Genomic DNA, 14,324 nt, shown 5'->3' with positions numbered 1-14,324 from the left:
GCCTCTTCGTGTCACTGGTCCCAGACCATGAACGGCCGCAGCTCCAGCTGCCCGTTGCGGGCCATCGGATGCCGCGACGCGATCTCGATCGCCTCCTCCAGGTCCTCGACCTCGAGGATGTCGAACCCGCAGATCACCTCGGCTGTCTCGACATACGGCCCGCGGCTCGTCAGCACCTTGCCGCCGCGCACCTTGACGACGGTGGAGTCGGCCTGCGGCGCGAGCACCTCGCCGATGACGCGCTTGCCACTGGCGTCGAGCGGGTCGACCCACAGGTCGACATCGGACTCGTCGGTCTCGGCATCGGGCTCGAGCGACGTGACGACGAACATCATGTACTTCATGGGGTGATCCTTCCGGTTGCGGGCTGTCATCCGCCAGCCTCACTCGGGTCGTCGCACGACCGGCGACGATGTCGACACTTCGCCGCTGCGAGTTTCCTCCGCCCGGATCATCCTCCGGGTGGACCCGGAATGAGACTGCGGACGGATGCCTCGGCCCGGCGCGCTCCGTAGCGTCGAAGACATGGCCAGCACCACGTCCACGATCCCGCTCCCCCGCCACCGCGAGCTGTCCACCGCCGCCGCACTGCTGCTCACGATCGGCGGCAACATCCTCGTCATCACGATCGCCGCGCTCGGGGCGGCGGGCGTCGCCGCGGCCGCCGTCGCGGTGTTCGGACCGCAGCTGATGGAGATGCTCTAGCCCTGTCGCCGCGGCCACGCGCCGCGCTACCCTGCGCGTGTGACCGAGCGCGCCGTCCCCATCCTCCTCAGCCGCGATCTCGCCGAGACGCTCGCGTTCTACGAGCGGCTGGGATTCGAGAACCGTGGCGCTCCGCCCGAGGAATGGCAGTACCTCATCATCGGGCGCGGCACGGCCGAACTTCACTTCAGCGAAGACCCCGCCGTCGACCCGCTGAGCACCGCGTCGATGTGCTATCTCTACGTCGACGATGCCCGCCGCCTCCACGCCGAGTGGGCCGGTCTCGTCGACCCCGATCCGCCGACGGGCAGCCGCATCGTCGCCCCCGTCGACACCGACTACGGCATGTGCGAGTTCGTGGTCGTCGATCGCAACGGCAATCTGCTGCGCATCGGAAGCCCCCTCGCCTAGCGCGCAGTCCGGACCGACGCCTCCGCCGGGTGGGATGCGCCCACCCGGCGGAGCCGTCAGTACACGAGCACGGGAACCGGGATCGCGGCCCGCGAGTCCTCGTAGTCGCCGGCGCCGGTGAACGTGGTGCGGATGAGGTGCACGCCCCGGCCCGCGAGCTTCACGTCGACCCCGACCCGCCCCTTGGCCGCGGCGGTGAGCTCGACGGTCGCAACCACCTTGCCGTTGTCGGTGACGGTCACCGTGCCGACGGCCGCCGAACCGTCGGCGGTGACGATCTTGCCCGCGACGGTCACGGCGCTCCCCGACTTGACCAGCAGCTTCGTCGGCGCGACGAGCGTCGTCGTGGCCACCGGCTCACGGTCGACCAGCACCACCGCGGACCGCGCGGGCACCGTCACGGTGCCGGTCGCGGCATCCCACGTGGTCGTCTTCACGACCGCGTCCGAGCCGTTCGCGAGCGCCGGCGTCAGCGAGAACGAGCGGCCGGCGAGCGACGAGATCGTCTGGGTGGTCGGTTCGACTCCCGCGTTGAACACGACCAGCGCGCCCTCGAGCTCGGGGTCGACATCCTCGCCGACCAGGTCGTCGATGAGCATCGTGAGCACGCCGGGTGCAGCATCCGGCCCGCTGTTCGGGAACGTGACCTTCTCGCCGATCAGCTCGGCAGACCCGAGACGCAGCAGCCCGACCTCTTCCCGCACGCGCAGAAGATCGAGAGCGGATGCCTCGGCCGTGGCGATGTCGGACGCCGCCGGCTTGTTCGCCGGGTTCGCCAGCAGCGGCTGTTTGATCGCCCACGACTCTTCGTTGTCGGCCGACCGCGGCAGGCCCGACCCGAAGGTCGACTCCTGGCCGGTCCAGTCGATGCGGTTGAACCAGTCGCCCGAGTTGTAGCTGTTGCGGTCGAGCGACTTCGAGCGCAGCAGCTCGGTGCCGGCGTGCCAGAACGACGGGGTCTGCCCGAACGCCGTGGTCGCGAGCGACAGCGTGTTCATGCGGACGCGATCGGCCATCGTCGTGTCGGCGGGGAGCTTCAGCACCGACAGGTCGTACAGCGTCTCGTTGTCGTGCGCGTCGACGTACGTGATGATCTCGTCGGGCTGGTCGGCGTAGCCGGCCGGCGAGCCGCGGTAGTCGAGCTCGTCGCCCGCCTTCACCGCGCCCGTGTGATCGGTCAGCGTGTAATCGCGCAGGTTGCCCGCGAGTCCCAGCTTCACGAGGTCGGTCTGGTGCGCGAGGTCCGCGAGGGCCTGCTCGGTCGTGCCGTTGATCGGTGCGCCGTTGGGGTCGGTGCCGAGGCCGGTGCCGAAGCCCTGCTGCTGGATCGTCTCGCCGGCGACGGGGCTGCCGCCGTGCACGGCGTCGCGCAGCCGGTCGCTGAACGTGCCGATGCCGGTGCCGCCGAGCTGGCCCTGCGTGGCCTGTTCGAAGAGGGCGTTGTTCGCGACCTCGCCGAAGTTCCAGCCCTCGCCGTAGAGATAAATCGCCGTGCCGTCGACGCCGTCACCCTTGAGCGTGAGCTCGTCGAGCGCCGCCCGGATCGCGAGCATGTTCTCCTTCGAGTGGTGGCCCATCAGGTCGAAGCGGAAGCCGTCGACCTTGTAGTCGCGAGCCCAGGTCACGACGGAGTCGACCATCAGCTTCTGCGCCACCTCGTGCTCGGTCGCCACGTTCTGGCAGCACGTCGAGGTCTCGACGCCGCCCGCGAGGTTGAGGCGCTGGTAGTAGCCGGGCACCACCTGGTCCAGCACCGACGTCGGCGCCTGACCCGACGCAGACGTGTGGTTGAACACCTGGTCGAGCACGACCTGCAGGCCCATGCCGTGCAGCGCGCCGACCATCTCACGGAACTCGCCCACGCGCGACCCGCCCTCGGGGTCGACGGCGTACGAGCCCTCGGGTGTCGTGTAGTGGAACGGGTCGTAGCCCCAGTTGAAGCCGTCGGCGTCGACGATCTGCTCGATGCACGCCTGCTGCTCGGTGCTGTCGGCCGCGTACGACGCCAGGTCGCAGTCGGGCACGGCCTGCTTCGAGCGGTCCTCCTCGATCGTGGCGATGTCGAAGGTCGGCAGCAGGTGCACCGTGTTGATGCCGGCGTCGGCCAGCTGGCGCAGCTGCTTCGTGCCCGCACTGTCACGGGTGAAGGCGCGATACGTGCCGCGCTCGGCCTCGGGCACTGACTGATCGGTGATCGAGAAGTCGCGCACGTGCAGCTCGTAGATCGCACGGTCGACCGGGCGGTCGATCGCGGGCGCCTTCGTCTTCTCCCAGCCCTTGGGGCGCCACTGCTTGTCGGCGAGGTCGATCGCGACGGAGCGCTCGGAGTTCGTCGTGAGCGCGACCGAGTACGGGTCGGTGACCTGGTTGGTCTCGATCGCACCGGTGGTCGGCGCGTAGACGACGACCTCCCACAGGTACTCGTCGCCCTTCAGCGCCTTCGTGCCCGCGACGGTCCAGATTCCGGATGCCGCGTCCCACGCCGCCTCGTGGCGCACGGGTTCGCCGCCGGCGCCCGCGTCCCACGTGAGAAGGGTCGCACTCTGGGCGGTGGGCGCCCACAGGCGGAACGTCGGCTTGTTGGCCGTGAAGCTCACGCCGAGCGCCGCATCGGCCACGGCGTCCGCGTAGAGGTCGTCGAGCACACCCGGGATCTGCATGCCGGTGAAGCCCGAGAGCACGCCCTCGGCGTCGCGCTGCGACACCGCGAGCTGACCGCGGACGAGGGCGGCAGCATCCGTCCCGTCCGGCACGCGCAGCGCGACGAAGTTCGCGAGAGCCGGGAAGTCGGCCTTCTGCTCGGCGGTGAGGCCGCCATCGACGACCGTGAGGTCGATCGCGTCGCCGCCGGTGACCTCGCCGTCCACGAGGGCGATCGTCGCATCGGCCGAGGCGTGCAGCTGCCACGAGGCGTCGGCGGGCACGGCTCCGAGGTCGGCCGGCCACGCGATCGTGCGGGCGTCGATCCAGTGCGCGCGCTGCTCGCCCACGCCGGCCAGCGGCGGGTCGGTGACCTCGATCTCGAGCACGTGGGTGGCGAGGGTGTAGCGGAAGACGATCAGCTTGCCGTCGCTCGCGCTGAACGAGTAGTTCGCGCCGCCCGGGGCTCCGCCCACGCCGTAGTTCTCGTTCCAGCTGAGGCCGTGCGCGACCTTGATCTCGTACGCACCCGCGGGGATCTTGTCGGTCGAGAACTCGTAGACGCCGTCCTTGTCGCCGTCGGCCATGAGGGTCGCGAGGCAGTCGGGTGCCCAGTCGCCCGCGCAGCCCAGCTCGCTCTGCGCCGAACCCGGGAGGGTGACGATGGGGCCCTCCGCCGTCGACTGCACGATGTTCGAGCGCGGGTCGAAGTAGAACGTGATCGGGCCGCCGGTGTGCGAGATGGTGATGTTCCCGCCGCCCGGGGCGCCGTTCGCGCCGTAGTTGACGTCCCACGTGCCGTTGATCGCGACCTTGTACTCGTAGTCGCCCGCAGGGAGGTCGAACGTGCCCGCCCAGATGCCGTCGGCGCGGAGCGCGAGCTTCGCCGCCTCGCAGCCGGGCGTCCAGTCGCCGGCGCAGCCCATCTCGGAGTTGAGGCTGCCGGGCACGGTCACCATGTCGATCGGCGACTCGGGCTCCTCCTCGACGACGAGCGACACGGCGTTGCCGACCGACGCGTACGTCGAGGCGGCGGCGTGGTGCCCGGCGGCGTCGGTCGTGACCGCGCGGTACTCGACGAGGGTGCCGTCCGCGAGGCCCTTCACCGTGTGGAAGACGCGCGGGTCGGTGTCTTCGGCGGTGCCGAGCGCGTGCCACTCTTCGGAACCGGCGACGCGCCACGAGAAGCTCGTCTCCTGCCACGTCGCGTCGTCCACGTCCGCGCTGACGGCGACCGAACCGCTGAGGGCAGCACCTGCGCCCGGTGCGTTCACCGAGATCGCGAGGGGCGAATCGGGAGCCGACACCGTGGCCCCGGCGCGATAGACGACGGCCGACAGAGCCGGAACGGTGACGGATGCTGCGGCCGCAGCATCCGTCGACATCCCCGTCGTCGTGCCGTAGACGGGCGCGAACGACGCGCTCGCGGTGAGCGTCGTCAGGTTCACCGTCTTGTCGGCCGGGGTGTTGTTGAGCGCGACCAGGTACTCGACCTTCTCGTCGCGGTCGACGCGGGAGAAGGCGTAGACGCCGGCGCCGTTGTCGGCGTAGCGCTCGATCTGCGCGCCGGTGACGAGCGCGGGGTGCGCCTCGCGGAGGGCGGCGAGGTCGGCGATGCGCTGGTAGACCGGTGCGTTCGTGTCGTAGCGGTCGACGGATCCGGCGGTCGTGCCGTCGATGAGCTTCTGGTTCTGGTACTCGGCGACCTCGGTCGCGAAGAGCGTCTGGCGGGAGTCCTTGTCGCCGCCGGTTCCCGCGAAGCCCTGCTCGTCGCCGTAGTAGACCACGGGCTGGCCGCGGCCGAGGAACATCAGGTCGTGCGCCAACAGGTCGCGCTCGAGGGGGTTCGCGGTGGACTGCAGCATGTAGCCGACACGGCCCATGTCGTGGTTGCCGAGGAAGGTCGGCAGCGCGGTCGCCGACGTGTCCGTCGTCGTGTACCAGTCGTCGCCCGCGTACAGCGACTGCAGTCCCTTCGCGCTGTTGCCCGCGGCGTAGCTGACGGCCGAGGACTGGAAGGTGAAGTCGAGCACCGAGTTCATGTCGGTGTCGCGGACGTACGGCGACAGCTTCACCGGTTCGGCGTCGTAGACCTCGCCGAACATGAAGAAGTCGTCCTTGCCGAGCGCGTGCGCGTAGTCGAGCACCTCGGTGGTCCAGGTCTGCCAGAACTCGAAGTTCACGTGCTTGGCGGTGTCGATCCGGAAGCCGTCGATGCCGAGGTCGATCCACTTCTCGTAGACGTCGACGAACCCGTTGACGACGGTCGGGTGCTCGGTCATCAGGTCGTCGAGCCCCGAGAAGTCGCCGTACGTCACCGACTCGCCCGACCAGGTCGAGTCACCGCGGTTGTGGTACAGCGTGGGGTCGTTCAGCCACGCCGGCACCTTCGCGGTCGCGTCGTTCACGACGGGCGTGTAGGGGAACGAGGTCGCGGCGTCCAGCTCGGGGAAGGTGTCGGTGCCCGCGTAGTCGGCCGGATCGAACGGCGTGCCCGAGGCGTCCTTGTACGGGCGGGTCGCCTGGTCGATGTACGAGTACTGGCCCTGTTCGTTCGAGATCAGGTCGGCGGTGTGGTTCGTGATGATGTCGAAGTAGACCTTGATGCCCTTGGCGTGCGCTTCGGCGATGAGCGCTTCGAGCTCGGCGTTGGTGCCGAGGTGCGGGTCGATCTGCGTGAAGTCGGTGATCCAGTACCCGTGGTAGCCGGCGCTCGCGTTCGCGCCCTCGCCCTGCACGGGGTTGTTCTTGAAGCTCGGGGTCAGCCAGATCGCGGTCGTGCCGAGGCCGTCGATGTAGTCGAGCTTCTCGCGCAGGCCCGCGATGTCACCCCCGTGGTAGAAGCCCTTGTCGGTCGGGTCGAAGCCGGTGGTGAGACGGTCGCCGGCGAGCCCGCCCTGGTCGTTCGCGGTGTCGCCGTTCGCGAAACGGTCGGTCATCAGGAAGTAGAACTGCTCCTGGCTTCCCGGCTGCCGCACCGGAGCCGCGACGAGCGCGTCGTCGTCGGCGGTGTAGCCGGCGCGCAGGCTCGTCGCCTCGAGGCCCACGCGGTGGGTGTTGTCGTCGAACACGAAGCGCAGCGTCGACGGGCCGCCGAGCGTCAGCGGGATGTTGTCGCCCCCGCCATTGAGTCCGTACGACTCGTCCCACGCGTCGTTGACGGCCACCTTGTACTCGTACGAGCCTGCCGGCACGTCGAACTCGGCGGCGTAGACGCCCGCGGTGTCGGTCGCGGCGAGCTCGGTCGCCGCGCAGTCGGGCTTCCAGTCGTCGGCGCAGCCGACTTCGGACTGCAGGCTGCCGACGAGCGCGAACGTGCGCTCGGCCGCGGCCGCGGGGGCTGTCGCCATCACTCCCCCCGACACGATGAGTGCCGCCGCGGCAAGGCTGGCGATGATGCGGGCACGTCCTGAGGTCGACTTCGACACGGGGGAGCTCCTGGGGTGGGGCGGTGGGCACGCCGACGTGCCCGCGGTGCAGTTGTGCGGCCGACACTAACAGCGGCTTCGCGCGGATTGCAAGCGCTTACAGGATGAGAAGCCCTTAATCGAGCGGATGCTGCGGGCCGAGGCATCCGTTCTCCTGCCGTTCACGCAACCGCTTGCAGGGCTGTTGGCCACCTTGATGCGGGCGGGGAGTCGGCTGGAAGAGCACTGAGAGCATCTTTACTCCCAACATAGGAGCCACATAGAATCCTGATAGAGAGCAAACGCCTCTTGCCATCTGGGGGGAGGGCGAGGCGGGCTCGGCACACGTCACCGCGAAAGGCATCACTCATGTCTTCCACCACATCCACCACCGCATCGGCCGGCTGGTACGCCGCAGGTGTGGAGGGCCAGGAACGCTACTGGGACGGCGCGCAGTGGACCGAGATGTTCCGGCAGGCGCCGGCGTCGGCGATGGCTGCCGCACCCGACGCGGCGGTGGCCGATGCGTCGGTCACGGGCATGCTGCCGGACGCCGCGGCCCCGGAGAAGCGGTGGTCCGCTCGCAAGAAGTGGGTCGCCTGGGGCTCGGTCGCCGCCGGCGTCCTGGTGTTCGGCATGATCGGCAGCGCGATCGGCGCGGGCGGTTCCGGCGATGCGACCGCGGACTCGGCCACGCAGGCCCAGCAGGAGCAGCCCGCGGCGGATGAGGTCAAGGACACCACGGTCGCTGTCCCGGACGTGGTGGGCAAGTCCATCGCAGACGCACGCACGGCTCTCGAAGCGGCGGGCTTCACGACCGTGATCGCCGAGGGCAACGCCGACGACTGGACCGTCGTCTCGCAGGGGCCGGTCGGCGGACAGCAGACGGAGCCCGGCGCGGAGATCTCCCTCATCGCCGAGGCGCCCCAGCCGGTGTACTCGCTCGAGCAGCAGAACGCCCTCCGCTCGGCCGAGTCGTACCTCGACTTCAAGGGGTTCTCACGCGCCGGACTCATCCGGCAGCTGTCGAGCGAATACGGCGAGGGATACCCGCTGGAGGTCGCGACGTGGGCGGCCGACACCGTCGGCGCCGACTGGAACGCCGAGGCGGCGCAGTCCGCCCAGTCGTACCTCGACTTCCAGGCCTTCAGCCGCGACGGGCTCTACGAGCAGCTGACCAGCGAGTACGGCGAGGGCTTCACGCCGGACCAGGCGAACTACGCCCTCAGCCAGGTCGGCTACTGACGCGCGATCGATGCACGGGCCCCGGCTGCGGCCGGGGCCTGTGCCGTGCCGGCGGCGTCGCCGGTGGCGTCACGTGCCGAAGGTCACAAGTTGATACCGCCCGGCCCTCTGGCATCTCGCGCGTCGCACACTGGACTGCATGTGGTGGAGGTTCCTCAAGGCGCTCAAGGGCGGTGAGCATCGCGTCGCGCCGACGACGTGGCTCGCCGCGACCGCCGCGGTCGTCTACGCCGTCTCGCCCATCGACCTGATCCCCGAGCTCGTCCTCGGTCCGCTCGGATTCACCGACGACCTCGGTGTCTGGAGCATCCTCGCCCTGCTCGTGGTGCGCGAGCACCGGCGATGGCAGTCAGGGCTGCAGGCGCCGTAGGCGTCAGCCGCCCGCGACCGCGCACGCGCTCTGGATGCTCAGGTGGAGGAGCCCGTCGATCGTGGTCTTGTCGCGGATGCTCAGGCGCTCGACCGGAAGGGTCGTGCTGTAGCGGATGTCTTCCTGCATCGCACGGTCGGGGAGGTAGCCGGCGGCGCCCCACGCGGCGAGTATCGCGACGAGCGAGGCCGCGTTGTCGGCGGTCGCCAGCTCCGTGGTGAATGCCATGCGGGAGCCGACCCCGCCGCACGGCGCGGCCTGCAGCTGCGCGGGGTCCACGAGCGGCGGCGAGCCGTCGGATGTGGTGACGGGCGCCGCCGCGGCGCCGATCGTCGTGGAGAGCATCACGAGCACCTCCTCGCGGGCGTCGTCGACGGTGAGCATCTCGGGCGCGGGAGACGGTGACGGGATCGGCGCCACCGCAGGGACGTTCCCGACCGCCGATGTGGCACGGGCGACGAGGGACTCGACCTGGCCACTCACGCTCACGCTGACGACGGAAAGCGCCAGGAGCGCACTGCAGACGACACCGATCACGGTCCAGCTTGTGCGCCGTGCGAAAGCGCCGGCCACGGCGATCAGGCACGTCACCACGAGCGCGACCGCGAGCGCCCCTGCCGCGAACATCACGGCCGCCCGGTCGATCGCCTGCATCCATTCCACCGCGGTGCGGGGCTCGCTGTAGCCGGTGTCGTCGGCGAGCACGCCGACGAGGAACGCCCCCGCACACAGCACGAGCGTGCCACCGACGACCGCGACGGCAAGGAGCACCCCGAGGATCCGCCCCAGCGTGCGCAGAACCCGACGCCTGCGGCCTGTGCTTCGACATATCGTTTCTCGATCGGAAGCCATCGAATAACGATAGGCGAGAACGCGGCGCCGAGGGAAGAAATCGGGCTCGATCGACGAGACAGGAGATCGGCGCCGACACCCAGGGCGATGTCCCCGGTCTCGGCGGAAATCCCTTGCCTCGACGAATCGGCGCCGGCGCGTGCGCCCTAGAGACGCTCGATGATCGTCGCGTTGGCCATGCCGCCGCCCTCGCACATCGTTTGCAGGCCGTAGCGGCCACCGGTCGCCTCGAGGTACGACACCAGCGTGCCGAGCAGGCGGGTGCCGGATGCGCCGACGGCGTGGCCGAGCGCGATGGCGCCGCCCCACGGGTTGAGCTTGGCCGGGTCGGCGTCGAGGTCGTGCTGCCACGCGAGCGGCACCGACGCGAACGCCTCGTTCACCTCGTACGCATCGAGGTCGTCGAGCGACAGGCCGCTGCGCTCGAGAACGCGCCGGGTCGCGGGGATGGGTCCGGTCAGCATCATCATCGGGTCGTCGCCGACCACGGCGAACGCGTGGAAGCGCGCCCGAGGCGTGAGGCCGAGTTCGGCCGCCTTCTCCTCGCTCATGATCAGGACGGCGGATGCCGCATCCGTGAGCGGCGACGAATTGCCCGCCGTGATGCGCCAGTCGAGGTCGGGGAACCGCGCGGCGAGCTCGTCGGTGCGGAAGGCGGGCTTCAGCCCGGCCAGTGACTCCACGGTCGTGCCGGCGCGCACAGTCTCGTCGAACGCGACAGCCTCGGCGCCGCCGCCGAGCACGGGGACCACCTGCGCGTCGAACGCGCCGCGGCTCCAGGCATCCGCAGCCCGCCGATGAGACTCGGCGGAGTACGCGTCGAGCTGCTCTCGGCTGAAGCCCCACTTGTGCGCGATGAGCTCGGCAGACACGCCCTGGTTCACGAGGCCCTCGGGGTAGCGGTGCGCGACGCCCCGCGACACCGTGCCGCCGTGCGCCGACGAGCCGAGCGGCACGCGGCTCATCGACTCGACGCCGGCCGCGATCACGATGTCGTAGGCCCCGGCGATCACGCCCTGCGCCGCGAAGTGCGCGGCCTGCTGGCTCGATCCGCACTGGCGGTCGATCGTCACCGCCGGCACGGTCTCGTCGAACCCCGCCGCCAGCACCGCCTGCCGCGCGATGTTGAGCGACTGGTCGGCGACCTGGCTGACGCATCCCATCAGCACGTCGTCGATCTGCCGGGACTCGAGGCCGCTGCGCTCGAGCAGGGCCGTGAGCGTGCCGGCGACGAGATCGACGGGGTGCACCGCGCTCAGGGAGCCCCCGGGCTTGCCGCGCCCCGACGGGGTGCGGACCACATCGACGATGACGGCGTGGGGCATGAGAGACCTCCTTCTTCGAGCCTAGGCCGGAGTCCGCGCCCCGGCGCCGGCCGCCACAACATCGGAGATCCCCACGCACTCGGAGGTTCTGCGGCCCTCGGTCCGATTCCGGCAAGATCTCCGACCTCGCGCGGTTCAGCCTCGCAGCACCGCCGCCCGCTCCTGCGCCGCTTCGAGCAGCCGCGGCACCCCCGCCTCGAGCGTCGGACCGAACGTGTCGCCCGGGCGCTGGCCGTCGAGCCAGCGCGTGTACAGCGCTTCGCAGAACACGGCAGCCTTGAAGAACGCGAGCGCCTCGTACCAGGGCAGCATCGAAAGATCGAGTGGATGCTGCGCCGCATACCTCGCGACGAGCTCCGAGGTCTCGGGGAACCCGTCGAGCCTCGTGACCGGCGTCAGCTCGAGGGGTGTCGGTACCGAGCCCGGCCGCGCGTACGTCGCCGTGAAGTACCCGAGGTCGGCGAGCGGGTCGCCGAGGGTCGCCATCTCCCAGTCGAGGATCGCCGCCACCCGCGCCGGGTCGCCCGCCGCGTACATGAGGTTGCCGATGCGGAAGTCGCCGTGCACCACCGACGCACGCTGGGTCTCGGGCATCCGCTCCGACAGCCACGCCGCGAGCTCGGCGACCGCGGGGAACGAGCGCCGCGAGTTGACCTCCCACAGCGCGGCGAAGCGGCCGACCTGCCGGGCGAGGTAGCCGTCGGGCCTCCCGAGCGCCGCGACCTCGCCGGCGTCGACCGGCACCGCGTGCAGCTCGGCGAGCGCGTCGACGGCGGCGAAGCCGATCCCCCGCCGGCCCGCGGCGTCGTCGAGCGCGGGAGGCACGGCATCCGTGATCACGTCCCCGCCGACCCGCCCCATGACGTAGAACGGCACGCCCACCACGGCAGGGTCGTCGCACTCGGCGACGATCGCGGGCACCGGCACGCCGGCGGCCCCGAGCACCCGCTGCACCCTGGCCTCGCGGGCCATGTCGTGCGTCGACGGCGGATGCGGCGGGCGCGGCCCGCGCCGCAGCACGAGGTCGCGCCCGGCGTACGACACCGCGTACGTGACGTTCGACTGCCCCTCGCCGATGCGCTCCCACGCGAGCGCGCCGTCGCTGAGCCCGAGACCGCGGAGGTACTCCTCGACCGCGTCGACCACCAGCAGCGGCGGTCGCTCGAGCCCCTTCGCGTCGGCCCAGGTCGCCACCACCTCGACGCCGTCCGGCACCGCGATCACGGGGCCACCTCATCGAGCCGGGTCGCGCCCGCCTCGATCTCGCGGGAGCGGGCGGATGCTGCGCGCCGCGCGATCGCCCAGCGATGGGTCTCGCTCGACCCGTCGTAGATCCGGAACGGGCGCACCTCGTTGAGGTACTGGATGAGCGGCAGCGCGTCGGTGACGCCGTCGCCGCCGCACAGCTGCACGGACCGGTCGATCACGCGGAACACGGCCTCGGAGCAGTGCACCTTGGCGACCGACGACAGCGCCTCGCCGGCGCGGGGGTCGGCGCGCAGCACCCGTGCCGCCTTGTCGATGATCGCGTCGGAGGTCTCGAGGTCGATGACGCTGTCGGCGAGGAGCGCCTGTGCGACGCCGAGATCGCGCAGCCGCGAGCCGAAGAGCTCGCGGGCGTTCGCCCGGTCGAGGGCCGTGTCGTGCGCGCGGCGCGCGAGACCGAGCCAGCGCATGCAGTGGGTGAGCCGCGCCGGGCCCAGGCGCACCTGCGCGTACCGGAACCCCTGGCCCGGTTCGCCGAGCACGCCGTCGTCGGGGACGAGGCATCCGTCGAAGCTCACATACGGGTGCCCGCCCGCGATCGCCCCCTCGATCGTGTGCACGTCGGGGCCGATCGTGACACCGGGCGCGTCGAGCGGGAGGAGGAACATCGTCGCACCCTCGTCCCAGCCCTCGGCAGCGGGCGTGCGCGCCATGACGATCGCGAACGCGGCGCCGTTCGCGCCGCTGATGAAGCGCTTGCGCCCCGTGATCCGCCAGCCGCCGTCGACGCGTTCCGCGGTGGTCGCGAGCGCCCGCGGGTCCGATCCCGCACCGGGGTGCGGCTCGGTCATCGCGAAGCTCGACCGCACGTCGCCGCGCACGAGCGGGGCGAGGTAGCGCTCGTGCTGCGCCGGCGTGCCGACCACGTGCAGCAGGTGCATGTTGCCCTCGTCGGGCGCCATGATGTTGAGCACCGCGGGGCCGATCGGCGAGTACCCGGCTTCCTTGAAGACCGGCGACCACTGATCGATCGGGATGCCTCGGCCGCCGTATTCGACAGGGGCCTGGGGTGCGAACACCCCGGCGTCGCGGGCCTGCGCACGCAGAGTGTCGCGGGTCGCGTCGTCGAGCGGCGCGCCGGGTGCGGGCTCGGCCGGGAGCACGACCTCGCGGATGAAGCGGCGCGTGCGGGCGCGCAGGTCGTCGAGCGCTGCCGGGGTCATGCCGTGCCTCCCGCACCGAGCAGGCCGCCGTCGAGCGTGAGCACCTGGCCGGTGATCCACGAGGCGTCGTCGCCCACGAGGAACGCGACGGCGCCGGCGACGTCGTCGGGATCGCCGAGGCGACCCAGCGGGTAGCCCGCCGCGACCTCCTCCTCGCGCCCCTCGTACAGCGCGCGGGCGAAGCGCGTCTTGACGACCGCCGGCGCCACGGCGTTGACGCGCACGCGCGGGGCGAGCTCAACCGCGAGGGTCGTGGTGAGGTGCGCGACGGCGGCCTTCGTGACGCCGTACCAGCCGATGCCCGGCGAGGCCACGGCACCGGTCACCGACGAGAGGTTCACGACACTCCCGCCGTGCTCGCCGTCGCCGAGCCCGCGGCGCAGCGCCTCCTGCGTCCACGCGAGGGTGGAGACGACGTTGACCTCGAGGATCTTGCGGGCCGCAGCGAGGTCGAGGTCGGTGAGCGGGCCGTAGACCGGGTTGATGCCCGCGTTGTTCACGAGGATGTCGAGGCCGCCGAACTCCCTGACGGTGCGCTCGATCGCCTCGGCGCGGTGGTCCGGGTCGTCGGCGCCGCCCGCGACGCCGATCGCCGAGCCCTCGGGCAGCGTCGCGACTGCCTCGGCGAGCTCGTCGGGGTGACGGGCCGTCAGGCACACGCGTGCCCCCTCGGCGGCCAAGCGCGAGGCGATCGCCAGGCCGATCCCGCGGCTCGCCCCCGTCACGATCGCGGTGCGTCCGTCCAGCGGTGTGGTCATCGTCGTCCTCACTCTCGGTGGGCAGCGGCGCCTGCGTCGGCGACGGTGCCCGCGTTTAATCGTGCGTAAGAAAACGTGGGGGCACAAGCCCGGCATCTCGGCGAAGACGACGGGTTGCAGCATCCAGTTTCTAATGCATAATAAAAACATGCTGTGCGGCGAGGACGCCACACCTGCGACAC

The 14,324-nt window shown here is 70.9% G+C and carries 11 protein-coding genes; 4 read left to right on the top strand and 7 right to left on the bottom strand.

Annotated features, from left to right (window positions below):
* Positions 1-11 precede the first annotated feature (11 nt).
* Complete coding sequence (locus ACFC1I_RS19685) at positions 12-344, bottom strand: YciI family protein (protein ID WP_045299682.1); 333 nt, start codon at positions 342-344, stop codon at positions 12-14.
* A 181-nt stretch (positions 345-525) separates the two neighbouring features.
* Between ACFC1I_RS19685 and ACFC1I_RS19680 the strand changes: the two genes are divergently transcribed.
* On the top strand, positions 526-705 hold the full coding sequence (locus ACFC1I_RS19680) for a hypothetical protein (RefSeq protein ID WP_376013416.1): 180 nt from the start codon (positions 526-528) through the stop codon (positions 703-705).
* A gap of 39 nt (positions 706-744) precedes the next feature.
* Positions 745-1,116 (top strand): bleomycin resistance protein, encoded by a 372-nt coding sequence (locus tag ACFC1I_RS19675; protein ID WP_376013413.1) that lies wholly within the window; start codon positions 745-747, stop codon positions 1,114-1,116.
* A 56-nt stretch (positions 1,117-1,172) separates the two neighbouring features.
* Here ACFC1I_RS19675 and pulA read toward each other — a convergent pair whose 3' ends face one another.
* The gene (gene pulA / locus ACFC1I_RS19670; RefSeq protein ID WP_376013411.1) at positions 1,173-7,184 is read right to left on the bottom strand and encodes a pullulanase-type alpha-1,6-glucosidase; all 6,012 of its coding nucleotides are present in this window, start codon (positions 7,182-7,184) and stop codon (positions 1,173-1,175) included.
* Between the two features lie 348 nt (positions 7,185-7,532).
* Here pulA and ACFC1I_RS19665 point away from each other — a divergent pair, with 348 nt between their 5' ends.
* Together ACFC1I_RS19665 and ACFC1I_RS19660 are read left to right on the top strand one after the other, a co-directional pair.
* Positions 7,533-8,408, top strand: a complete 876-nt coding sequence (locus ACFC1I_RS19665; RefSeq protein WP_376013408.1) for an Ltp family lipoprotein — start codon at positions 7,533-7,535, stop codon at positions 8,406-8,408.
* A 139-nt stretch (positions 8,409-8,547) separates the two neighbouring features.
* Positions 8,548-8,778 (top strand): DUF1232 domain-containing protein, encoded by a 231-nt coding sequence (locus ACFC1I_RS19660; RefSeq protein ID WP_376013405.1) that lies wholly within the window; start codon positions 8,548-8,550, stop codon positions 8,776-8,778.
* A gap of 3 nt (positions 8,779-8,781) precedes the next feature.
* On the opposite strand, the gene ACFC1I_RS19655 is transcribed toward ACFC1I_RS19660, so the two are convergent.
* The 5 genes from ACFC1I_RS19655 to ACFC1I_RS19635 all read right to left on the bottom strand — a co-directional run bounded on the left by ACFC1I_RS19655 (position 8,782) and on the right by ACFC1I_RS19635 (position 14,142).
* A complete protein-coding gene (locus tag ACFC1I_RS19655) occupies positions 8,782-9,549 on the bottom strand; it encodes a hypothetical protein (protein WP_376013402.1) in 768 nt (255 codons plus the stop codon).
* A gap of 227 nt (positions 9,550-9,776) precedes the next feature.
* The gene (locus ACFC1I_RS19650) at positions 9,777-10,955 is read right to left on the bottom strand and encodes a thiolase family protein (protein ID WP_376013400.1); all 1,179 of its coding nucleotides are present in this window, start codon (positions 10,953-10,955) and stop codon (positions 9,777-9,779) included.
* Positions 10,956-11,090: 135 nt separating this feature from the next.
* Positions 11,091-12,179, bottom strand: coding sequence for a phosphotransferase family protein (locus ACFC1I_RS19645; RefSeq protein WP_376013397.1), 1,089 nt, complete (start codon positions 12,177-12,179; stop codon positions 11,091-11,093).
* Entirely contained in the window at positions 12,176-13,384 is a 1,209-nt protein-coding gene (locus ACFC1I_RS19640; RefSeq protein ID WP_376013396.1) for an acyl-CoA dehydrogenase family protein, read from the bottom strand. Before ACFC1I_RS19640 ends, ACFC1I_RS19645 begins: the two co-directional genes overlap by 4 nt.
* Positions 13,381-14,142 (bottom strand): SDR family oxidoreductase, encoded by a 762-nt coding sequence (locus ACFC1I_RS19635; RefSeq protein ID WP_376013393.1) that lies wholly within the window; start codon positions 14,140-14,142, stop codon positions 13,381-13,383. The genes ACFC1I_RS19640 and ACFC1I_RS19635 overlap by 4 nt, the downstream gene beginning before the upstream one ends.
* Positions 14,143-14,324: the final 182 nt, after the last annotated feature.

Origin of the sequence: Microbacterium sp. NPDC056044 (assembly GCF_042267145.1) — a bacterium.
In the GTDB taxonomy this organism is placed as follows: domain Bacteria; phylum Actinomycetota; class Actinomycetes; order Actinomycetales; family Microbacteriaceae; genus Microbacterium.
Note: the sequence above shows the minus strand (reverse complement) of the source record. Positions and strands in the feature narration are given on the sequence as shown.

Excerpts from the sequence above, each read along its gene's own strand:
- ACFC1I_RS19685 (WP_045299682.1), bottom strand. The coding sequence starts at position 344 with ATGAAGTACATGATGTTCGTCGTCACGTCGCTCGAGCCCGATGCCGAG.
- ACFC1I_RS19635 (WP_376013393.1), bottom strand. The coding sequence starts at position 14,142 with ATGACCACACCGCTGGACGGACGCACCGCGATCGTGACGGGGGCGAGC.
- ACFC1I_RS19660 (WP_376013405.1), top strand. The coding sequence starts at position 8,548 with ATGTGGTGGAGGTTCCTCAAGGCGCTCAAGGGCGGTGAGCATCGCGTC.
- ACFC1I_RS19650 (WP_376013400.1), bottom strand. The coding sequence starts at position 10,955 with ATGCCCCACGCCGTCATCGTCGATGTGGTCCGCACCCCGTCGGGGCGC.
- ACFC1I_RS19665 (WP_376013408.1), top strand. The coding sequence starts at position 7,533 with ATGTCTTCCACCACATCCACCACCGCATCGGCCGGCTGGTACGCCGCA.
- ACFC1I_RS19640 (WP_376013396.1), bottom strand. The coding sequence starts at position 13,384 with ATGACCCCGGCAGCGCTCGACGACCTGCGCGCCCGCACGCGCCGCTTC.
- ACFC1I_RS19680 (WP_376013416.1), top strand. The coding sequence starts at position 526 with ATGGCCAGCACCACGTCCACGATCCCGCTCCCCCGCCACCGCGAGCTG.